This is a genomic window from Clostridia bacterium (genome assembly GCA_035561135.1).
Classification (GTDB): domain Bacteria; phylum Acidobacteriota; class Terriglobia; order Terriglobales; family Acidobacteriaceae; genus DATMYA01.
In genome coordinates, this window is sequence record DATMYA010000022.1 from 41,655 (window position 1) to 63,354 (window position 21,700).

A 21,700-nucleotide genomic window follows, 5' to 3' on the forward strand; every position below is an offset into this window, starting at 1 on the left:
AATATTGCGCCTGTTTTCATGAACATACGAGCTTTTCCACAGCAAGTACGAGATTTCCGTATTGCGCCTTAACACTCTCCGTAGTACAAACCATCCAGCAACATACCTTCGGGCACGTTGCAATTCACGAAGACGACAGGGGTAACACGATGGCAGAGCAGGATAGCAAGCAACACGACAATTCGCACGGAAACAGTGAGGAACACCGCAAGGATGACGAGCACCGTCCACCGAACCGTCCGCCCGACACACCGCCGGGGCGCGATGTCCGTCCGCGTGGGTCGCACGGTGACTGCTAAGGGAGAGGGCATATGAATCGGCTGCAGAAGAGTATCGAACAGATGAAACGCTACTACCCGCAGTTTCCTTATTCGGAGTACTCCGCGGGAATGGCGGTGTGCGCAGTCTGGCGTGGCTCGGTGCAGCCGATTACCCCAAGGGAGGACATGGAACACATCCTCGACGACATCGCCCATGAGAGAACCGTGCGAATCGTCGGTGGCAACATCGGCCATCATCCAAACTGCTCTGTCGCGCACTGCCGACACGACTGGATGGATAGCGTCACCGACATTAGCCAATCTTTCGAACTTGAGGTTCGTTGGGATGGGACGGCTCGCCACCCTGCGTGCTGGGTCTTGTCGCCTGCAATCCCGCCGGAGAAGCGACGCCACATGTGGGCCGACGGCTCCCTTTGTGTTTTTTATGCCTCCGAAGGTGTCTGGGATCACCGAGAAAACGATGTTGTGGACTTCATGGACCACGTCCCGATATGGTTGGCCAAATGGCAGGTCTTCAACCGCACTGGAGTGTGGATTGGTCGCGAACACTATGGAGACCCGCGCTACCACATCAACACGATTAAGCCGAGTCAACAGTGTTGGTGTCGCTCTGGACGCAAATACGTAAAGTGCCATATGCGCGAAGACAGCATTCTTGCACTTCGAATGTAGTTGTCGTGAATGTCTGCACCCGGGGAGCATACTTGCTGTATCCTCCCAAACAACGACGTAGAACTCTCACTTCGCCTCCGAGGGACGAATGAAGGAACTACTTGAGAAGTTGACGTCATACAACATTTTCAATTGCCTGCTGCCGGGCATCGTGTTCGCCGTTCTTGCGACCAAACTCACACGGTATTCCTTTATTCAGTCGGATATCGCCATGGGCGTGTTCGTTTATTACTTCATCGGGCTTGTGATTAGCCGATTGGGGTCGTTGATTCTTGAGCCTTTCCTAAAGGGCATCAAGTTCGTTCGCTTCGCCAAATACGAAGAGTTCCTTAGTGCTAAGGAAAAAGACTCCACGCTGGACACTCTCTCCGAGACCAATAATTCATACCGAACCTTCTGCGCTGTCTTTTCTTCGCTCCTTTTGCTTTCGGGCTACGAGAAGCTTGAAGCCAAGATGACGTTTTTATCCCATCGAGGTTCCTTCATCATCGTAGTGCTGTTGTTCGTGATGTTTCTCTTTGCATATAGAAAACAAACCGCCTACATAGTGAAGCGTGTGGCCAGACAGTCGGAGCGAGGAAAAGCAACGAGCGCATAGCAGATTTCATGAGGAGAAACGATGGGCTTCTTGATTGACATGATAAAGGTTGGTCAGGGTGATGCTTTTCTCATCACCATAGATTTATCGAATGGAACCGAGCGTTACGTGTTGGTTGATGCTGGGCCAGAGTCCTCAGCAGAAGAAGTGGTAAAGCACGTCAACACTTATGCACCAGCAGGTCTCGACCTCATAATCGGAACTCACTTGCACGAGGACCATGTTGGAGGATTGCCGATGGTTCTGCAGAAATGCCGAATTAAGCAGAACGCCCCTCTCGCAATCAACATTCCTCCGGTTTTGCAGAACAGATGGTCTCCCCTCAGGAAGTCGCTTGAGGGCTATCGCAAAATAGCAAAGTTCGACAGACTAGCGAAAGCACTCGACATGGTGGAGGGCATTAACGCAGCAGCCAATAACGTGGCCAAAATCGTCTCGGTTAAGGCTGGTATGCAGTGGCCTTGCGAGAGCGTTACGCTGAAATTTCTAAGCCCCACAGATGAATTACTCGCTTTGGCATGGGACGATGCAGATTTGCTGCCGGTTGTGCAACAGCAAATGGCGGAAAAAATCGCCGAGGCATGGCTTGAGCACCAGAATGCACTGACCGATGCTCCAAAGACCGAGCCTGAGAACGACTCAAGCGTGGTGTTTGAGCTTTTGTACAAGGGCACTTCACAGGCATTGTTCACTGGAGATGCAGGGGCTGCCGTACTCAAGGTTGTTACAAGCAAAGAAACGAAGTATCCGTTCCTCAAGGTGCCTCATCACGGCAGTGAAACTGGCTTGGACGAAGAACTAGTCAAGAGGTTTTCGGCCACTACTGCCTACATTCCAGTTGGCGATAATCAGCACGGACACCCAGACAGAGAAGTTCTGAAACTATTGAAGAAGCAGGGTTCTCATTTTTACTGTTCAGACAAGACGAAGTCTTGCAAAGGTGACTGCAGGAACCAATTCCTGACCCTATGTCACAAGCACGAAAGAGAGTTTCACAAGGGCTGGAACAGCATAAACACAGAACCCTGTGCCCGAGTCACCTCTGTATAGTCAGTAGCTTCTTGTGCCTGAAGCTCACCCTGTGCGTTGGTCTTGTGTGGACGCTGAAGGAACAGTGAAACCAGATAGGCCATCACCGAACCTTGCCGAAGGCGTGAGCGGCCTAGCTCCTTGGGTCACCCACTCTAGGTCACCCATAAGCCCAGAAATGGCATTTTTCAGTAGAAATGAGAATGGCTGGCAGAAATGTAAGTTGTTGAAGACAAATCAGAGAAGGTGTCGAGCCACGTTTTCGGGACCAGGGGGTCGGAGGTTCAAATCCTCTCTCCCCGACCAATCTAATCCCAAGCAGCTCAGTTAATTAGATCAGACGCCGGTTTTGCTGCCTGCAAGACTTGGGTCTATTTGCGTCCGACAGCACCTCTTCCACCTTCTTCATCGCCTGCTTCGCATCCGCCGGCACCGAGTGCAGGTAGATTTCCCGCGTGATCTCCGGCGACGAATGGCCCACCAGCGCCTGTACGGTTCCCAGTGGTGTTCCCACGGAGTCGTGCAAGTCACGTTGGCGTGTCTCATCCAGTGCCAGTAGATGCCTTTCAGCCCGAGTTTCGCGGCCGTCGGGAGCATTGGCGATTGAGAAGGTTGCGACGACACACACGATTCGTCGCTGCCGCGAACGCGGGGGAACTGGCCTTCCGGGTCTTTACCGGCAGCTCTCGAAGATGTAAGTTTGCGGACAGGCGAGGTGGATCATGCGCGAAGTCCTATTGCTGTGTCTTTTTGCAAGCCTATTCGTTCCCCTAACACTGCTCGGGCAGGAGCGAGAGCAGGATCGACTGGAAGATGCCGGGCGGGTGCTCGGCGAAATTCTTAATATCCCCGACAACATTCCGCAGGACCTGCTCGACCGCGCCGAGTGCGTGATTGTGCTGCCCTCGGTGAAGAAGTTCGCCATCGGGATCGGCGGGAGCTTTGGCCGGGGCGCCATGGTGTGCCGCTCGGGATCGAACTTCACCGGGCCATGGGGCCCACCAGCGATGTACGCCCTCGAAGGAGCGAACATAGGGTTTCAGCTTGGCGGCAACCTGACGGATTTCGTGCTGCTGGTCATGAACCCCGCTGGAGGCCGCTCCTTGCTCAAGTCCAAAGTCAAACTGGGAGCGGATGCGTCCGCGGCGGCGGGCCCCAAAGGCCGTACGGCTGCGGCAGCCACCGACGTGGTCATGCGCGCTGAAGTGCTGTCGTATTCGCGCGCGAAGGGATTGTTTGCAGGTATCTCGCTCGAGGGTTCGACGATGCGGTCCGATGGCGGCGCGAACGAGAACCTGTACCACAGAAAACTGAGCGCCACGGACATCATTGCAAAGCGCGCCGTGAGCACGCCGCCTTCAGGCGCGAAACTCGTCTCGGTGTTGAACCGCAAGAGCCCGCGCAACAAAAGCGAAGCAAAGTCGCTGCAGGATTAAGTCTGACTCAAGGCGACCACGTTGGCTGCGTGAACGTGGTCGCCTTGAGTTATGGACGCGCCGATCCGTGCTCAAGCCTGCCGCAATAACGAACTGCATAAGAACTACAAGGGCTAATGTCAGTCTCCTTCCATTTGCGCAGTTTGAGACGAATGTCTCAGGCGACTCGCGTAGCGCTCTTGCAGACGATGCACAGTCATGTAGAACGTCGGGAGTGCCAGCAGGGTGAATAAGGTGGATGTGACCAGTCCTCCAATCATCACGACCGCCAGCGGCCTCTCGATCTCGGTGCCATGCAAACGCAAGACGAGGAGTGGAAGCAAGCCAAGGATCGCTGTTGCCGCCGTCATTATCTTTGGGCGTACGCGGCCGATGCAGGCACCGCGAAGCGCATCTTCGAACGGCATCCCCTCCGCCACAAGTCCACGAGTTTGTGAGATGAGAACGAGGCCGTTCTGCACGGCGATTCCGAACAGGCCTATTAAACCAACCAGCGATGACACGTTCCAGGTCTCGCCAGCGATGAGCAGGGCGACGATACCACCGACCGAAGCTGTGGGTAAGGTAGCCAGGATCACCGCTGCTTCGGCTGCCGATCCCAACGCCATATACAGTAAGAGGAATACGGCCAGGATTGCGACAGCGATGGCGATGCGTAGAGAATCGGCAGCCCGAGACTGACTTTCTACGCGACCACCCACATTGAAGAAGTATCCAGTTGGAAGGCTCAGTTCCCGCGACAATTTGGCGTTGATCTCGGCGGCGGTGCTGCCGAGGTCTCTTCCATCGACGGCCGACTCCACCGCAATACGCCGGCTGCCGGCTTCCCGTCGAATCGTTCCGGGGCCAAAGGTCTGCTCGATTGTGGCAAGCTGGCTAAGTGGGATGCGCGACCCGTCGTGTCCATCGACCAGCAATGCGCCGATTGATTTCGGAGTGTTGCGATGTTCGTCTTGCAGCTTGACTACCATGTCGAACCGCCGCTGCCCGATCCACACTTCCGATTCTTCCTCGCCCGCAAGTCCCACCCGAATCGCACGGATGACATCGCCAGGGGTTAGGCCCACACGCGCAACCGCCTGTCTGTCTATGCTCACTTTCAACTGAGGCATGCCGGTGAGTTTCTCGACCCGCAGGTCCTCGACGCCCTTGATTCCGCGCATCAACTCTTGTGCCCGTTCGCCGAGCGCCGCCAGTTTGTCGAGATCAGCGCCGAAGATTCGGACAGAGATGTCGGCTGGAGTGCCGCCGAGTCCTTCATCGATTCTCATGCCAAGCGGAGTGGTGAACAGCGTCGTAACGCCCGCAATGCCCTGAAGTTTCTCGCGCATCGCGTCCTCAAGCTGGTCAGGCGCGCGCCCACCGTCAGGCTTGAGGATCACGAGGACGTCGGACCAGGTATGCGGCATGGGATCTTCACTGCGTTCGGCACGCCCCGTGCGTCGAACCACGTCCTCGACTTCGGGGAAAGTGCGCAATGCATCTTCGACACGATGGTTTACGCGATCTACTTCGTCCAAAGAGGTCTCGGGAGGCAATACGGTCTGGATCAGGAAGGCCCCTTCATTCAACTTGGGCATGAAATCCGAGCCAACATAGAGCGCGAGAACGAGTGTGGGAGCGGTTACCGCGAAGGCCACAATGAGCACCTTTCCCCGGTGCCTCAGTGCGTAATCCAGGAACGGCGCGTAAACGGCCTTAAGCTTGCGCACGAGCCACACGTCTTCCTCTGCGACGCTGTGTTTGGGCCGCAAGAACATGGCAGCCACCACCGGAACAAGCGTCAGCGCGAGCACAAGAGACGCGGCGATTGCCGCCACCACAGCCGCAGCCAAGGGGCTGTACATCCTCCCCTCGATGCCGGTCATTGCAAACAGCGGAAGGAAAACGGCCATGACAATAAACGTGGCAAACGCAATCGGCCTGCCGACCTCGATCGCTGCCGCAAGCGCGGTTTCACGTCGATTGCCGTTCGTGTGTCGAACGGTAATGCGGTGGACGATGTTCTCGGTGACGATGATTGCAGCATCGACCAGCAGACCAACAGCGATCGCCAGTCCGCCGAGAGTCATCGTGTTGATGCCGATACCGAGCGGTTTCAAAAGCAGCCCGGACAGCGCAATCGATAGCGGAAGCGTTAGGGTAACGACGAGCGCGGCGCGAAGATCGCCTAGAAGAGCAAACAGTACGAGGATGACGAGTACGGCACCGATCAGAATCGCCCTTTCAACGCCTCCGAGCGAACTTCCGATCAATACTGACTGGTCATAAACGGTTCGCAGCTGCACGCCCTTGGGCAACGTTTTGCCGATGTCATCGAGAGCCTCGCGGATTCCCGCCGAAACCATCATCGTGTCTGCACCGAACTGCTTGATGACGCGGCAGCTTACGACTTCGCCATTCAACCGGTGTGCGACTCCTCGGCGAACTGCGGGCGCTTCTCGCACGTCAGCAATGTCGCCGAGCAGAACCGGCGTCCTGCTCTTCATTGCAACGATTGTGCTGCGGAGGTCCTCGACATTACTGGCGCGACCGACAGCACGAACGGTCCATTCCATCGATCCTTCCGTGACGAATCCGCCGGCGGCATTGATGTTGCTGCCTTGCACCGCGTGCTCCACATCATCAAGCGTGATACCTCTTGCCGACATGCGATCGGGGTCAAGCTGCACCTGGAATTGCCGCAGATAGCCACCAAGACGCTCGATCGAAGCGACACCCGGAACGGCCAACAATCTATTGCGGACTTCAAACTCAGCAAGATCGCGCAGAACCATAGGATCGGCGGCACCTGGTTGCGCTTCCAGTGTGAACTCGAAGATCTCGTTGAGCCGCCCCGTGAGGCTTGAGATGTTAGGCGCGTCCATACCGGGTGGAAGTTGGGCTGCTACCTGGTTGACGCGCTCAGCCACAAATTGCCGGGAGCGGTTGTAGTCCGCGTCCGACTCGAACTCTACCGTGACCTGTGTGACACCAAGCAGTGAGGTCGAGCGGATGCGTCGCACATCCGGGAGGCCCGCAAGCGCGACTTCCATTGGAACGGCGACTCCTGTTTCCAGCTCCTCTGCTCCCATCGCAGGGTTCTGCACAATAACGTTGAACACAGGCGCAGAGAGATCGGGGAAAACGTCCCGTCGCAAGTCTTGAAGCCATACCGCGCCGAGGGCACATGCGGCGAGAACGAGCACCAGAGTCAACACAGGGCGGGAGAACGAACTCTTTAGGATTTTGCTAATCATGTTCCCTGCTCCTAGTGATTGTGTTCTTCGCCTTCGCCTAGCGACCGCTCGGACTGTGCTTTCAAGAGGAACGCTCCATCAACCACAACGGTCTCTCCGGCCTTCAGTCCGGAGAGAATTTCGACTTCACCTCCGAGGTCTCGTCCGCGACCTACCGTTCTCATTTCGAACTCCCTCTCCGCTTTGGGAATGAAAATAATCCACTTCTCCTGAAGCCGCTGAAGAGAAGCTGCAGGGACTGCCAGCACTTTGCCGTTATCCGCGCAGACCTTAAGCCACGCGGTTGCCGACATGCCTGGACGCAGCACCCCGTCGCGGTTCTCAACTTCAATTCGAATGGGAACGGTTCGGGAATCTGCCTCAACTTGTTTGCCGACGAGAGTCACCTTGCCGCTGAAGGAGCGACCAGGCAGTGCCGGGAAAGCGATTCGAGCAGTACTTCCTGTCATCACGCGCACCGCGTCTCGTTCAAATGCGTGTACTGTCAGCCACAGCCGGCCAAGGTTGCCGACTCGAAACAATGGCTTGCTTGGTTCGGCGAGTTGACCCTGCACCGCGTTACGATCAATCACCGTGCCTGAGACGGGGCTGCGCAGAGAGAAGTTTGGGTTGTCAGTAAGATTCTCTGCATCCGCTGCGCTGAGGCCGAGAGAGCGGAGCGTTGCTTTGGCTGCGCGAAGTTCGGCCGCTGCGGCCTCCATGTTGGCGTCGGCTTCCTGAATCTCGCGCTGTGCCACGATTTTCTCAGCTCCGAGCCGTTGCTTCCGTTCGAGCGTCCGCTTCGCCAGTTCCAACCGTGCTTGCGCTGTAATGGCGTCTGACCGTGCCTTCCCAACCTCGCTGCTCTGCAACACTGCCAGAATCTTGCCCGCACTCACGGCTTGGCCGGGAGCGACATTGATGCTAACAATCCGACTCGGGATAGGAGCACCGATCTCGGCATAGGCATTCTCGTTCGGATGCAACTCGCCCAGAATCGCCATGCTCTCGCCTCCCGTACGGAACTCGACTGCTGTCGTGGTGATGCGGAGATCACGAAGCATCGACTGCTCGATGTGCAGAATGGACGTGTCTTCGCGCTTTGCTTCTTTCGCAACCGGAGTCGCCGAATCTTGCTCGGCTTGTTTCTTCTCCGGCTTAGAACATCCCGTTAGGAACAGAATTGCTATGAGTGCTGTAGTAATGATTTTCATCGTAGTACCCCCGCTCGTGCTTCTAGCTCGATTCCTGCTACTGCGGCCTCGAAGAGCCGCTCTGCGTAAGCGATACGCGTTTCAAGTGCCTCGCGCCGGATCAGCAGCAGTTCGGCCAGGCCGATCTCGCCCTCTTCGAAGCTACGTCGCGCCAAAGTTTCGTTCTCCTCCAAGCTCGGTAGCGCATCGCGTTCAAGCTCCTCGACTGCGGAAACCTGAAGGTTATAAACGTCGTACGCCGTTTGGACTTCAACCCACACAGCTCGCTTCGACGCCTCGAGTTCGCGTTCGAGCCGCCGCGTGCGGGCCTGTCCGACCGCTTGCAGCTCCTGGCCTCGATTGAAAAGCGGCAGCGTGAAGCTGAGTCCTCCCTGCACGATTCGGTCACCCTGATCGCGCTTGTAATTGAAAGAGGGGGCCACCGTTGGCCAACGGAATGCATTGCCGAGCTGAACCTCGGCCTGCGCTTCGTCTCGTTCTGCTGCGAGTGCGCGTAGGTCCGGTCGTTCGCTGCACAACGCGGTCAACGTAGATAAATCAAAACGGCGGCGATCGCGGAGATCGCCGGCGATGTCGAGTGGTTCTTCCGCGGTCACACCCAACAAGATGCGAAGCTCTCCGACTGCAGAGGCGTACGCAGCTTGGGATGACCGAACGTCAGCCCGTGCTCTTGCCGCGCTGTTGCGAGCGAGATTCACGTCGAGGATTGGAACGTCTCCCGCCTGATAACGCCGCTCCATACTCTGAAACAGTTCGCCCGCAATCTTGCTGGATTGCTCAGCGAGCTTGAGCCGTTGCTTGGCGGCCAATCCTCTGGCAAACGCTACACTGACATCGCGCAGCAACCGGCGGAGTACGTCACGGCTGGCGGCAGTTTCGCGTTCGAGTCCGGCGCGAGCCCCGGCCATTCGCGCGCTGCGCCGGCCGCCAAGCTCGAACGACTGACTCAGGGACACGTCATAATCCGTCGTGTCTCCACTCGGGGAAATACGAGGCCCAATTGCTGTTTCGACTGTGGGGTTTTCCTGTAGGAACACCGAAGCTCCAGCGAGTCGGCCGCGTGCTTCGTCAATGCGGTATTGAGACAAAATGATCTGCGGTCCGCGGTTGCGCGCTCTTGCAAGAGCCTGTTCGAGGGTAATGACCTCGGACTGCTGCGCAGAGACACTCTGCGCAAACGCGCAGGCCAACAGCATGAATATGATTCCCCTGGCTTTCACTAGAACACTCCAGTGTGGTACCGGCTTGGCCGGATATTAGCCACCGGCCCTATTCCGTTCCTGCGACGGCGGGGCGAGTGAGTATGGTCCTGCTTATGAAAAATGACGGACGAACAGGCGCAGTAAAGTGCCTACGCTGCTACGACAAAGCGAGAGCTAAGCTCGAGGAGGGTGATAAGGGAGGATCGATAATCCAGCGCGCGCGGGGATCTGCAGCTCAGGTTCTGCCATAGAGGTCAATGCAATGGCATGCAAAACAAACGTGGCGGCAGGAGCAAAGTGAGCGCATGACAAGCAGTCTTCCTCAAACTGACAAGAATGACCGCCGGTTCCGCCCTGCTGCTCAGCTTGGAATTGAATTTCGCTCTGGGTTGACGGACCCGCCTGTACGTAGCAAGACTCAGGCATACCTAAGTCGAAGAAGACAAACGCAAGCAGGAAGAGCGCTATATACTTGGCACGGGCCGACATCACAGTAATCATAAAGGTAAGAACCGCGACGCCGCAACCGCAACCATGCTGCCCTTCGTTCTTAGGGAAACGCTAGCGAGGCAGTTCCGTGATAGGCAATTCCGTGATTGCGATCCAATTGGGATTTTTCCCGACGTTCACGTCTGACACCTTGCGCAATGCCCCGGTGTTCTGATCAATGGCATAGTTGCTCACGCTATTCGATTTCTGGCCGGCTGTTAGCAGAAATTTTCCGCTGGGGTCGATATTGAACCCCCGCGGCTGCGTCTCGGTCGGATATGTGCCTACCAGCGATAGCTTGCCGTCGTCTCCGTCAACCCGGAATGCCGTGATCGTGCTGGAGGTGCGCTCGGAGGCATAGAGGAACCTGCCATCGGGCGTGATGTGAATGTCGGCGGTCCAGGGCTTGCCCTCGAAACCGGCGGACAGCACCGAATTCGAAGCGAGCAGCGTGAGCGTGCCGGGAACATTGAGCCGATAGGTATTCACTGTGCCGTCGATTTCGTTGGTGCCGAATACGAAACGGCGGTTCGGGTGAAATATGAAATGGCGTGGACCGGCGCCTTTTTTGGTTTTAACAGCCGGAGGATCGTTTGGCGTGACCTCGCCGTTAGCTTCGTTAAAGTGGTACTGCATGACAGCGTCATCGCCGAGGTTGGAGACGAACAGAAATCTATTGGATGGATCCGTCGCGACACAGTGTGCGTTCTTACCTGTCTGTATCACGCGCAGCGGTTTTGGATCTACTTCGCCATTGGGGCCGATGGCGTTGACCGAGAACTTGTTGCCGAAGTATGAGGCGCCAAACAGGTAGCGGCCCGTACGGTCCGTTGAGAGGTACGCCATGTCATCAGCCAAGGGGACGGTTTTTATGGGTGTCAGCTTTCCGCTGTCCTGATTGATTGAAAAGCTGCTGACCGAATTCGGTTCCGAGCGGAGCGATGCGTAAAGATACTTGCGGTCGGGGCTGATCGACAGCGGCATGACAGTGCCTGTAACCGTCATTCTCTGGACGACGTTTACGCTACCGTCAATTTCGCTTAACTCCATCACATAGATATCGCGGCTATCGGCATTTGAGACGTACGCCATCGTGCGGACATTTTTCTTGGAGGCATTCATCATCATAACCGCTGCGCTAAGTACAACCACAGCAATCACGGCCGAAAGCGTTCGCGCAAGTGTCTTCATTTCACCAACATTAGCAGACAACACCGGGTCGCAATCAGTCCCGGAAGCCTCGCATGAAATGTCTGACGCAAGAAACAGCAGCTGTAAGTAGCTATAGCAACCAATTCGCGGTTAGCGATTCGGTCAGGCTACACGGCGAATGGGAGCCTGAGACTTAACTTTGCGAACGGCGAGAGCGAACATCACGTGTGACCAGCCACGCAAAACCAGGCTAACCCCAAGCGCCAATCCCAGGAACCAGAATCCCGAAACCGGCCATTCGGCCCAGAGCATGATTCCGAGCAGCAGCGTGATAGCGCCGTCAAATACCGACCAGCCCCATTTGGGATATCTCAACGAGGCGGCAGCGATGACGTGGAAGAGTCCGCCGACCGTAAACAACGAGGCGAACAGCAGCGTCCACGCGAGAGCGCCAGCAACCGGATGGGTGACGACGAGCAAGCCAATCAGCACGCCAAGAACGGCACCCGCAAGATGAAGAAGGAATCCTCCCCCGCCGCGTGATCGAAAAGCGTAAACAGCCTCAACAATGCCGCCGACCAGCATTAGCCATCCGAACACTAAGACGGTACCGATCGTGGCTGCGGGCATAAACCCGAGAGCAACAATTCCGATGACAATCTGGATAATCCCCAGTGCGAGAAACCATCCCCAATTGTGTCGTAGATATCCAAGTTCCATGAGCATCGAAGTGGAATTCATTTTCTCCCCCACACTCGTCCTTGCTAGGCTGCCTTCATTGACCAATTCCCACTCAGTTTCGCTCGATCTTCTAAACACCCTGCGTATGCGGGTACCCTCGACGGAGCATGCGGAATCACGGTAATTCGGATGCCGAGCTTGCCCACTTCGATGGGGAGCTATTTTTGTAAATTGGAATCAGTTTCGTGAATCTGCGCCGTACAATTCTGTGTAGAGATTATCTCTCTGCCGAGATACTGTCGTGTGATAGCTCAATTGTGCATGCGTTGCCTCAGCTCCGGAATAGCCCAACCCGAAATGGCCGCTAAATTCATAGAAGCGAAGAGCATCCTGCCTCTGCCTTTTGGCTAGCGAGTTGCGGCGCGGAATATGGGCTGCCACGTGCATGCACCTTGCAGGCATCGATTTCTGAGCCGCTTCCCAGTTGTGCTACCAAGTAGGGCATTAGAGTCGTCCCATCCTTCCTGGTTACACCTGAGAACCAGCCCCCAGTTAGCCGGTCGCAGATAGTAAACGCTGGCCCGTGCGCGAGGCCGTAAGCACGCGAGTGCTCCTCCTCTTGGCAGGGCAGACCACAGCAATCGAGCAATTGAGGCTACCGTGCATCGCCATCGCCCACCTCTTTTGTCCCCTTCACCTGTCCGTAAATCGCCATTACTGAGGATTGTGTTCACCCTGCTTCTGCTCGTCTTTCTCACTGCCTGTGGCGATAATTCCAACTCGACCAATCAGCCGACGGGAAACACTCCAACTCCTGCACCCATTCCAAGTCCGGCTCCAGTTCCCAATCCGACTCCCGTACCCACTCCAACCCCCGCGCCAGTGTTGCCTGCGAGATTTATCTATACGCGGGAGCCCAGCAATCAGATCGATATTGGAGCTATACAGGCAGGCGGAAGGCTCACGTCTGGAAGTAAACCAATTCTGCTCGGCGATGTCGTGTTCGTCATCTCCCTAGTTGCACTGCCGAGTGGGAAATTCCTGTATGGCAGTGGGATATCGAGCTCTTCATTCGGAGAACCATTCGGTAAGAATCAAATTGGAGAGTTCCGAATCGAGAGCACTGGAGGTTTGACGCAACTGCCTGGCTCGCCGATCGACCTGCCCATGGGTGCGGGAGTGCTGCTTGTTGACCCTGGCGGGCGGTTCCTCTTCATGCGGCTCGACAGGATCTGGGATACGTGGTCTGTGGATGCAAACACAGGTCAGCTTACGGAAGTTGGCACTTCAGGAACAGCAGGCACTGGGTTCCAGCCCGCAATCAGTCACGATGGAAAATTCCTATTCAATATCGACACTAGCAATGTGGAGAACAAGCAGGTCGTCGTTGACGCCGTGGATACAAATGGCACGGCTACGCCTGTTGCTGGGTCTCCATTTTCAACGGATAGCGCTAACACGCCATCCGCAGTCGCTGTCTCGCCACTTGGAAATTTCGTGTTTGTAACTAACTTCCACGACACGGGACCAATCGTGTCCCCTCCAACGAATGGCGACATCAGCGTGTTCTCACTCGCCAGAGATGGATCATTGACCCCGGTGCCCGGTTCACCGTTCCCCGCCGGACTCAACCCGGGCGGACCGGTCATCACACCGGATGGCAAGTTCCTCTACATTCGGGCATCACAGGCTGACGGAGCGGATGAAATCGAAGGTTTCAGCATTGCAAGCTCGGGTGCTCTCGCCCCGCTCGCGAATAATCCGCAGGCTACTGGTTTCATAGAGGCAGGAATCGCAATGGATCGATCCGACTGGAGATTTTCTGTTCGTCGCCAGCGACAACGACACGAAGAGCTTTAGTCTCGACCCTGCGACGGGTAAACTCACGCAGATTTCTGTTTCTACCCAGCTACGTGGGCCAATCATTGGCATTGCGCCGTGATTGACCGTTGATACGAGCTACTCGAGTCGAACGGAATCACCACGCCGAATCGTTCCCCCATGCAACACGGAGGCATAGACCCCAACGTTAGAGTGGTTGTGCTGCGCCGCTGTGCGCAGAATACCCGCATCGCTGGGGAGATCGCCTTGTGGCAGCGTGGTCATAACGCAGCGGGGACAAGGACCAGTGATCTTCACGCGTACGGCATCGCCGATGGCGAGCACGTGCCCGATCCAGGCATTCTCGACAAAATCAATTTCGCTAGATGCCGCTTGTACCACGAGATTGGGCCGGAACCGTCGAGATTCAAAACGCCCTTGTGGATACAGCGTACGCAACCTGTCGAGCGTCGCCGTAGTCAGCACATGCACTACTGCCGAGTCGAAGAACGTACCCTCAGGCAATCCGAACTCGGTGACTGTGTTCCGGTAATCAAGGCCTTCGATGTCGGGCCAGTACTCCTCAGCCGTGGCCGCCGGCAGATCGGGTGCCGCGGAGTCAATCTTCTCGCGCTTGCCGTGTACGATCGCATGAAGCGTTACGTCCCGCTGGAGCACCATCGATAGCTTCTGGTGGGCACCTGTGTCCTGACTATTGACGGTAGCGCCATCCGGCAGAGTGATTCGGACCGGCGGCGGCTTTTCCCCCCTCCGTGGAGCTTCTGCCAGCGTAGCGCGAAAGTCGAAAAGGCGCGGCCATTTCCGCGGGTTTTTGGCGCTTGCAACCTTCCCGTCAGCTCGGTCGATGAGAGCGTAAGCACGGTCTCCGAGCAGCCCTGCTTCGGTGATCTCGGAAGCATTCAGTTCCTCTCCCATCATGGACTTCACTGGGTACCGCCAGAGAGAAACAATCGAACCTGAATTTGTTTGCACCGATGCCATGGTTGCACTCCATCCCGCTAGTCGCCGGTTATTGTGATGCGAAATCTCCTCAATGAAAACCGGCCAAGGCGACTGCCTCGATGGTCTCGCTATTCGGCGCTACCGAAGAAACTAATCCAGCACCTGGCTTTCATTCGCCAGAGCCGCTAGTCCGGAGTAGGCTGTACACCCGAAAAGTTTTCTGCGCGTCCCGGCAGCTTTGCACAAAAGAAGGGATGCGCACGTATTCGCCTAACAGGAACATACCTGGACTGGAGCAATCCTATGCATCACGCTGTGACCGCAATCGCTTTGCTGTTCGTTGTCGGCTTGATACCGGCGGCTTTGCATGCTGACGAATCGGAAGCCACCGAGGCAACGATCATTCGCATGGAGCGCGCCGCCCTTGATCGCTGGGGCAACGGTGATCCGGATGGTTTCCTGGAAATTTCGGCTCCGGACGTAACGTATTTTAATCCGTTTCAGAGTCGCCGTCTCAACGGGATTGGAGAACTGCGCAAGGTATACGACGAAGTGCGCGGCAAGATAAAACTCGACCGGTATGAATTAATAGATCCCAAAGTGCAAGTCTGCGGAGATACTGCAATTCTCACGTTCAACTTCGTTTCTCACGGGAGCGAGGGAGTAATGCGCTGGAACACGACCGAAGTCTATCGGCTTAAAGATAGCCAGTGGCGCATCATCCATACTCATTGGTCTCTGATGCAGACTGCCAGCACGGCTTCACCGGAGAAATAACTGCTCAGGGTTAACGGATGCTTTGCGCCAAGCATCTCCCGGTAAGCCAACCGGCGTAACCAGAGTCACATCTAGAGTTTAACGCTGTACGATTAACCTGTTGCGAAGGCCCCAACCAGTTAGGAGTTGTGTCGCGCGTAGCAGTCAGACTGAGTGCGCGATTGCGAGATGTCATTGAATCCACGCAGGCGCGCCCTGTGCCAGAAAGCCATAATGACGAAACAAGCCAGAATCACGCTTGTTCTGTGCGTGATCGCTCTGCTGTCTGGGCAGCTTGCGTCTGCCGAGCGCGTTGAGCAACTGCGTCCGACGAACTACCTAAACGATTTCGCTGGGGTTTTGAATGCTGCGGATCGTGAGCGAATCAATGCACTCTGCGCCGAACTCGATCGGAAAACGCAGGCGCAAGTAGCGGTCGTAACAATCCGCACTCTCGAAGGCGCGGAAGCATCGGACTTCGCAAACCGGCTTTTTAAACAGTGGGGCATTGGCGAGCGGAAGCGGGACCGCGGAGTTCTCGTTCTACTGGCAACCGAGGATCGCCGATATTGGATCGAGGTCGGGTATGGCCTTGAACCCATCCTTCCCGACGGCAAAGTGGGTGGCTTCGGCCGTGAGATTGTGCCGCAACTGCGGGAGAGCCGCTACGGCGATGCCCTCGTAATGCTTACAACCCGGATCGCCCAGACCATTGCCACAGATGCAGGAGTGGAGCTCACAGGCGTCCCGGCTCAACCCCGAACGACGCCCGCACCTGGCTCGGCTATCAACGTCCGCTCATTGTTGCCTCTCCTGCTGTTTTTCATTTTCTTTCTCTTGCCTGCGCTCTCAATGGTTCGCCGACGCGGGCGCTACGGTGACGGTTCCGGGGGATGCAGCGGTTGTTTGCTTCCTTTCCTGTTGGGAGGCTTTGGAGGTGGCGGCTCTCGCGATTGGGGCGGCGGCTTTGGCGGAGGAAGTTTTGGAGGCGGAGGGTTCGGCGGATTCGGTGGGGGACGCTCCGGCGGTGGCGGAGCAGGAGGCGGTTGGTAAACATGGCGCAAGGCGAAAAGGTACAGCGCACTATCGACGAATTCGTATCGATGATGAAGACGAAAGCCGGCGAGAACCTGCTTTCCATGATTGTTTACGGATCGGCTGCGACAAACGAATACTCTGAGAAGTATTCGGACGTTAACATTCTCTGTGTGCTAGCACGACTCGATGGCGAGGATCTGCGCAACATCGCATCCGCAATGCAGTGGTGGGAGCGGCACGGACGTGCTGCCTTGGTCTTATCGCTCGATGAACTCACGCGCTCGGCAGACGTCTTCGCCATTGAACTGCTCGATATCAAGGAGCATCACAGAATCCTGTACGGTCAGGACGTTGTCGCCGGCATCGAAGTCCCACTCACATTACATCGCATCCAAGTCGAGCGGGAGCTTCGGATGGCGCTAATTCGATTGCGGCAACGGTTCCTTTCCGGCGCACACGATCGACGTGCGCTTGTACAGCTATTGATTGCATCGTCTTCGACGTTCAACACCCTGCTCCGGCACGCATTGATTGCGCTCGGGCATACTCCGCCACAGAACCGTCACGAAGTCGCCGACGCAATTCAGACGGTGCTTGCGTCCGACATGTCGCCTCTGCGAACCGTCCTCGACGTTCGCGACGGAAAGATAACGGAGCGCAACCTTGATCCGGAAAAAGTCTTCGGAAGCTACCTCGATGCGCTATCCGCAATTGTCGATAAAGTAGATCGCCAGCTATCGGCCTAGATGTTGAAACCAAGGAGTGGACATGAAAATCGCTGCTGTGCTGCTGATCGTCATCCTCGTGGCGGCTTTGATGTTTGGCAGTACATTCATTGGCCGTCGAAACGAAATGGTTCGAAAGAACGAAAACGTAAAAACGGCGTGGTCGCAGGTTGACGTGGTGCTGCAACGCAGGGCTGATCTGATTCCCAACCTGGTCGAAACCGTTAAGGGTTTCGCGTCACAGGAGCAACAGGTATTCGGCGACATCGCCGCGGCACGCTCGTCATTGTTGTCGGCGCGCAGTCCAGAGGAGCGCATATCGGCCAATAACAGGCTCGATGGCGCACTGGGCCGCCTGCTTGCCGTAGTGGAAAACTATCCGCAGCTGCGATCGAACGAAAACTTTCTGCGCTTGCAGGATGAACTGGCGGGAACCGAAAACCGCATCGCCGTCGAGCGGCGCCGGTACAACGAGACTTTGCAGGACTACAACACCTATCTCGGCTTATTTCCAAACAACATCATTGCGGGGATGTCGGGATTCTCGCGCAACAACGCTTACTTTGAGGCTGCTCCGGGATCACGGGAGACGCCCCGAGTGCAGTTCCCCGGTTCGACTCAACAGCAACGACAGGCTCCGCAGCAGCAGCCGCAGCCAGCAAAATAGATTTCCAAGTTAGAAACGGTGCGTGAACCGGCTCTAGTCGTACTGACCCGACTCGAATAGTTCCTCGATGCGGTAGCCCTCTGTCGACGCGGCAAGCGCACGTGCCCTCAAGGCTTCTTCCAATGCTCGCACCGCACGCGGATCAGGCGCTTCCTCCTCCACGATGGCAAGCATCTGACGAAGGGACATCCACCAGAGCAAAGTTTCAAACTGCTCTTTGACGAAGTACTTCACGCCCTCGTGTTCGTGGACACCAATGAACCACGCAACATCGGGATCGCCCAGCCAACTGAACGGAGTCGCTCCGCGCGGACCCGTTGAGTCAGACTGAAATACCCAGAAGGCATGCGCGAAGGCCGCTCGCACTCGTGCAGCCGCACGCCAGCTTTCCTCGGCTGTGAACCCAGCGGTCATGAAACTCGCCGCCATTGGTTCCCGCAAGCGCAATGCATCAAACAGTGCCGCCGCTGCATGTTCTGGATCGGCTGGGTCGTGGAGCGTTCCCAACGCGTCCATTGCACACCAGGCAAGTATCGTCGCCCACTTGCACGTAGCTTGCGCAGGTGTGTCCTTTACTTCCGGCAACACTTCCCTCGCCTCTTCAAGCCAAGCTGTCGAAAAGAGATGCTCAAGCGATGGCAGCTTGAGGGCCGCCGCTACGCGTCGCTCAAACAGTTCACCTGCGCTCTCAATGTCACTTAGCGATGGTTTCAGTCCGATGGCTTTGCCGACGTCGCCGGACACGCACCGGCTCACCTCTTCGAGGAACACGTGCGCGCGTCCGCATGCGTCCGCGACAACGCCTCCGGGCAAAGCCTCTGCCAGAACCGGTTCGCCTGCAATCGCCTGCTCAGCCACGGATGCCGCCACACTCCGATCCAGCAACGTGCGTAGTGCGTCGTGTACCGGTTTAAGTTCGAGCATGCGCTTCGCATCGTCGAGGCTTGAAACGCCCCGGCCAGCAAGCGAGTCGCAGAGCTGTCCCCAAATGTTCCCGGCAACCTCGTGAATATCGCGCCAGTCCACGAAAACCTGGTACCTGTACGCACCGAGTTCGATCCGCAATCCCCGCTCGCAAACGTCCTTCGCACGGCTCAGGTATTCAAGTCCAGTAGTGGAATCACGATAGGTCACAAACATGGAATCATCGCAGGACAATCCAAGAGCTTCGCCGATCGTGCGCTGTCGCAGGCGCTTTCCACCGTCCGGCAACTTCTCGGCTTGGGCGCAGGAGACGCGAACCCAGCCGCGTGTCTCAGCGTACTTGTTGTGATACACCACGAGGCCACGTTCATTACCCATCCGGTTCGAGTAAACAAACACGTCTTCGTTGGCCTGGCCGTCCTCGGTGTAGAAATCGTACAGCAGGAAATTTTGGACTTCCGCGAACAGTGCACGCCGATGCAGCAGCGGAGATATCTCGCGCTCGTGTCGTGAAACCAGCCACGAGTCCGGACTTTCATCGTGATAGGCGCGGCGATACTCCATTCCGTAGCGCTCTTTGTATCCCTCTATCTGCCCGTGCCCGAACATGGGAAGTCCCGGCAGTGTCGCCAGCAACGTGCATATTCCGAAGTACTTGTCGCCTTTACCGAACTGATCCACGGCGGTTCGCTCGTCCGGGTTGTTCATGAAATTGACGTGGCGCTTCAGCACCTCGGGATCGAACTCAAGCGTGTTCTTGATGACACTGCGGTAATTCGCATTCTCTTCATCGCGCAGCATGTTCATGAACGCGCTGTTGTACACGCGATGCATGCCGAGCGTGCGCACGAAATATCCTTCGAGCAACCAGAAGGCCTCGGCCAGCAGCAACGTGCCGGGGAGTTCTGCCGTAACGCGATCCACAACTTCGCGCCAGAACTCGGCCGGCATAGCCTTGTCGAACTCCGCCTTCGTCATCCCGTGCTCCGCACGCGACGGGATTGCGCCACCTGTTCCCGGCGCAGGAAACCAGAGGCGCTGGAAGTGCTGCTTGGTCAGGGTCATCGCGGCGTCGAAGCGGATGATCGGGAACAATCGCGCCACGTGAAGAATGGTCTGTATAAGGCCCTCGCGCACTTCGGCTTTCAGATAATTCAATTGCGCCGTATCGTTCCAGGGATAGCTGGTGCCGTCGTTACCGTGATAGAAGTAGCGCGTGTCGCCCGTCCAGCGATCCTGGCGTCGAAAAACCACAGCCGCGTCCGTGCGCTCGTAATAGTGGTCCTCGATCTTGATCTCGACGCGCTCGTCGTTCGAGAGATCAGGCCCTTCAAAACGGTACGAGGGAAACGGACTGTACGGCAGCGACAGAAACCAGTCCGGGTGCTCGATCATCCAGCGAGAATCGATGCCCATGTGATTGGGCACCATGTCACTGGCAAGCCGGATTCCGCGCCTCCACGCGCGGTCGCGCAGGTTGACATACGCTTGCTCGCCACCAAGGTCCTCGGCAATCGTGTAGTCGAACAGCGAATACGCTGACGCCACCGCGTCTGGATTGCCCGTCAATTGTTTGATCTTCTGCGATGCCCTGCTGCGCTCCCAGACTCCAATGAACCACACTGCGTTGAAACCGCGCCGCGCGAGCGTCTGTAGTTCTTCGTCGGGCACCTGGTCCAGCGTTTGAATGGGCCGGCCGTAAGCCTTCGATAATTGGTCGAGCCACACGTAAACGCTTTTTGCGATCATCACCGTGCGCGGCATCCAATCAACGTCCGGCGTGAACGCCTCGTACTCGTGGGCCGCAGATGAGTACTCCGGGACGGCCGCGGCACTTGAATCACCCAGCGTTTGGGGCGCTCCGAAATGTGCTCCCGGCGGATGGAACAACATCCAGGTGGCGGTCTCCTCTTCTTTGAGCACGTCAGCTGCCATGAGCAGGCGTTGCAGAGACTCGCCCAGATATCCGGCCCATCGCTTTCGAATGAACTCCAACTGCCCGCTCAACGATTGTGGGGAGGCCAATGCAGGAGCGCGCAGCACGTCAATAAAGTTCTGCTCTTCGGGGCCGAAACGCGGGCGCGTTTCGAAGTAGTCGCGGAGCGCGGAAGTGATCTTCGGATACGCCGTTACCGACGCCAGCGGAGCGTCGTCGAAGAGTTCTGCGAACGGCTCGAATGCGGGATTAGCATTTGCGAGCCACAGCATGAGCAATTCTTCAAGCGCCACCGCACGATGTGGCACGCCGCTCGATGTTCCTGACAACCACTCTGAAGCGCTGATTTTTTCAGCATAAACAGCGACTGGCGGAAATTGATCGGTAAAAGCCAGCAACGTGCGATCCAGCACGTTCCGGTCAAGCTTCGATCCGAACCAGTCCAGCGCGTCCAGCATCGCGCGTGGGTCACGCTGTTCGCGGTAACGCGCCACCATCGCATGGAGCACCTCATCAATCAACCCCATCGCGTTGAGCGCCCCGGCATGTATCGTGCGTTCCGGATGCCGCGCCGCATCCCGCTCCTGGTTCATGCGGTACGCGAACTCCCGCGTGGCCCCCAAATTGGCGAATACTACATTCCCCGCCAGCGTAAACAGAGCTTCCTCGAAGCGATAGCGATCGCGCGCTGCACGGGAGATATGAAATTCGAAATTGGGCGATGTGCTCATGCGTTCCACTTGGCAAGTGTACTAAAGCGTCCTGATCAGATGTGGTGCTTGAATTCCAAGAGGCCTCAAAGACCAAAGACAATTACAGGGGAAACCTCTGCCGAAACGAACCCAACGGGTGCTTGCTGCACCTCGGTTCGCGAAAAGCCACAATTGAAAATGGGTGT

18 protein-coding genes are annotated in these 21,700 nt (G+C 56.7%); 9 read left to right on the forward strand and 9 right to left on the reverse strand.

The window, feature by feature from the left end; translation table 11 throughout:
* Window positions 1–68: 68 nt before the first annotated feature.
* Window positions 69–311, reverse strand: a complete 243-nt coding sequence (locus VN622_05995; protein ID HWR35406.1) for a hypothetical protein — start codon at window positions 309–311, stop codon at window positions 69–71.
* Between VN622_05995 and VN622_06000 the strand changes: the two genes are divergently transcribed.
* The 3 genes from VN622_06000 (at window position 312) to VN622_06010 (ending at window position 2,601) form a co-directional block, all read left to right on the forward strand.
* Window positions 312–953, forward strand: a complete 642-nt coding sequence (locus tag VN622_06000) for an SEC-C domain-containing protein (GenBank protein ID HWR35407.1) — start codon at window positions 312–314, stop codon at window positions 951–953.
* A gap of 88 nt (window positions 954–1,041) precedes the next feature.
* Window positions 1,042–1,551: a hypothetical protein gene (locus tag VN622_06005; GenBank protein ID HWR35408.1), complete on the forward strand. Its 510-nt coding sequence runs from the start codon at window positions 1,042–1,044 to the stop codon at window positions 1,549–1,551.
* Between the two features lie 21 nt (window positions 1,552–1,572).
* Window positions 1,573–2,601, forward strand: a complete 1,029-nt coding sequence (locus VN622_06010; protein HWR35409.1) for an MBL fold metallo-hydrolase — start codon at window positions 1,573–1,575, stop codon at window positions 2,599–2,601.
* Window positions 2,602–2,911: 310 nt separating this feature from the next.
* On the opposite strand, the gene VN622_06015 is transcribed toward VN622_06010, so the two are convergent.
* On the reverse strand, window positions 2,912–3,094 hold the full coding sequence (locus VN622_06015; protein ID HWR35410.1) for a hypothetical protein: 183 nt from the start codon (window positions 3,092–3,094) through the stop codon (window positions 2,912–2,914).
* A 208-nt stretch (window positions 3,095–3,302) separates the two neighbouring features.
* Here VN622_06015 and VN622_06020 point away from each other — a divergent pair, with 208 nt between their 5' ends.
* On the forward strand, window positions 3,303–4,016 hold the full coding sequence (locus tag VN622_06020; protein ID HWR35411.1) for a lipid-binding SYLF domain-containing protein: 714 nt from the start codon (window positions 3,303–3,305) through the stop codon (window positions 4,014–4,016).
* A 119-nt stretch (window positions 4,017–4,135) separates the two neighbouring features.
* Here VN622_06020 and VN622_06025 read toward each other — a convergent pair whose 3' ends face one another.
* From VN622_06025 to VN622_06045, 5 genes are all read right to left on the reverse strand, one after another.
* Entirely contained in the window at window positions 4,136–7,255 is a 3,120-nt protein-coding gene (locus VN622_06025) for an efflux RND transporter permease subunit (protein ID HWR35412.1), read from the reverse strand.
* An 11-nt stretch (window positions 7,256–7,266) separates the two neighbouring features.
* Window positions 7,267–8,448 carry an efflux RND transporter periplasmic adaptor subunit gene (locus tag VN622_06030; GenBank protein HWR35413.1) on the reverse strand — a complete coding sequence of 394 codons (1,182 nt, stop codon included), beginning with the start codon at window positions 8,446–8,448 and terminating at the stop codon, window positions 7,267–7,269.
* A complete protein-coding gene (locus VN622_06035; GenBank protein ID HWR35414.1) occupies window positions 8,445–9,668 on the reverse strand; it encodes a TolC family protein in 1,224 nt (407 codons plus the stop codon). The genes VN622_06030 and VN622_06035 overlap by 4 nt, the downstream gene beginning before the upstream one ends.
* 543 nt (window positions 9,669–10,211) lie before the next feature.
* Complete coding sequence (locus tag VN622_06040) at window positions 10,212–11,330, reverse strand: beta-propeller fold lactonase family protein (protein ID HWR35415.1); 1,119 nt, start codon at window positions 11,328–11,330, stop codon at window positions 10,212–10,214.
* Window positions 11,331–11,453: 123 nt separating this feature from the next.
* Entirely contained in the window at window positions 11,454–12,032 is a 579-nt protein-coding gene (locus tag VN622_06045; protein ID HWR35416.1) for an HdeD family acid-resistance protein, read from the reverse strand.
* A 666-nt stretch (window positions 12,033–12,698) separates the two neighbouring features.
* On the opposite strand from VN622_06045, the gene VN622_06050 reads away from it, so the two are divergent.
* Window positions 12,699–13,832 carry a beta-propeller fold lactonase family protein gene (locus tag VN622_06050; protein HWR35417.1) on the forward strand — a complete coding sequence of 378 codons (1,134 nt, stop codon included), beginning with the start codon at window positions 12,699–12,701 and terminating at the stop codon, window positions 13,830–13,832.
* Between the two features lie 99 nt (window positions 13,833–13,931).
* Here the strand turns inward: VN622_06050 and VN622_06055 are convergent, their stop codons facing one another.
* A complete protein-coding gene (locus VN622_06055) occupies window positions 13,932–14,795 on the reverse strand; it encodes an MOSC N-terminal beta barrel domain-containing protein (GenBank protein ID HWR35418.1) in 864 nt (287 codons plus the stop codon).
* Window positions 14,796–15,059: 264 nt separating this feature from the next.
* Between VN622_06055 and VN622_06060 the strand changes: the two genes are divergently transcribed.
* From VN622_06060 to VN622_06075, 4 genes are all read left to right on the forward strand, one after another.
* On the forward strand, window positions 15,060–15,533 hold the full coding sequence (locus VN622_06060; GenBank protein ID HWR35419.1) for a nuclear transport factor 2 family protein: 474 nt from the start codon (window positions 15,060–15,062) through the stop codon (window positions 15,531–15,533).
* Window positions 15,534–15,746: 213 nt separating this feature from the next.
* Window positions 15,747–16,565, forward strand: a complete 819-nt coding sequence (locus tag VN622_06065; GenBank protein ID HWR35420.1) for a TPM domain-containing protein — start codon at window positions 15,747–15,749, stop codon at window positions 16,563–16,565.
* A 2-nt stretch (window positions 16,566–16,567) separates the two neighbouring features.
* Window positions 16,568–17,296 (forward strand): hypothetical protein, encoded by a 729-nt coding sequence (locus VN622_06070; protein ID HWR35421.1) that lies wholly within the window; start codon window positions 16,568–16,570, stop codon window positions 17,294–17,296.
* A gap of 22 nt (window positions 17,297–17,318) precedes the next feature.
* Window positions 17,319–17,942 carry a LemA family protein gene (locus VN622_06075; protein HWR35422.1) on the forward strand — a complete coding sequence of 208 codons (624 nt, stop codon included), beginning with the start codon at window positions 17,319–17,321 and terminating at the stop codon, window positions 17,940–17,942.
* 33 nt (window positions 17,943–17,975) lie between these two features.
* Here VN622_06075 and VN622_06080 read toward each other — a convergent pair whose 3' ends face one another.
* Window positions 17,976–21,533 (reverse strand): alpha-amylase family glycosyl hydrolase, encoded by a 3,558-nt coding sequence (locus tag VN622_06080; GenBank protein ID HWR35423.1) that lies wholly within the window; start codon window positions 21,531–21,533, stop codon window positions 17,976–17,978.
* Between the last annotated feature and the right edge of the window lie 167 nt (window positions 21,534–21,700).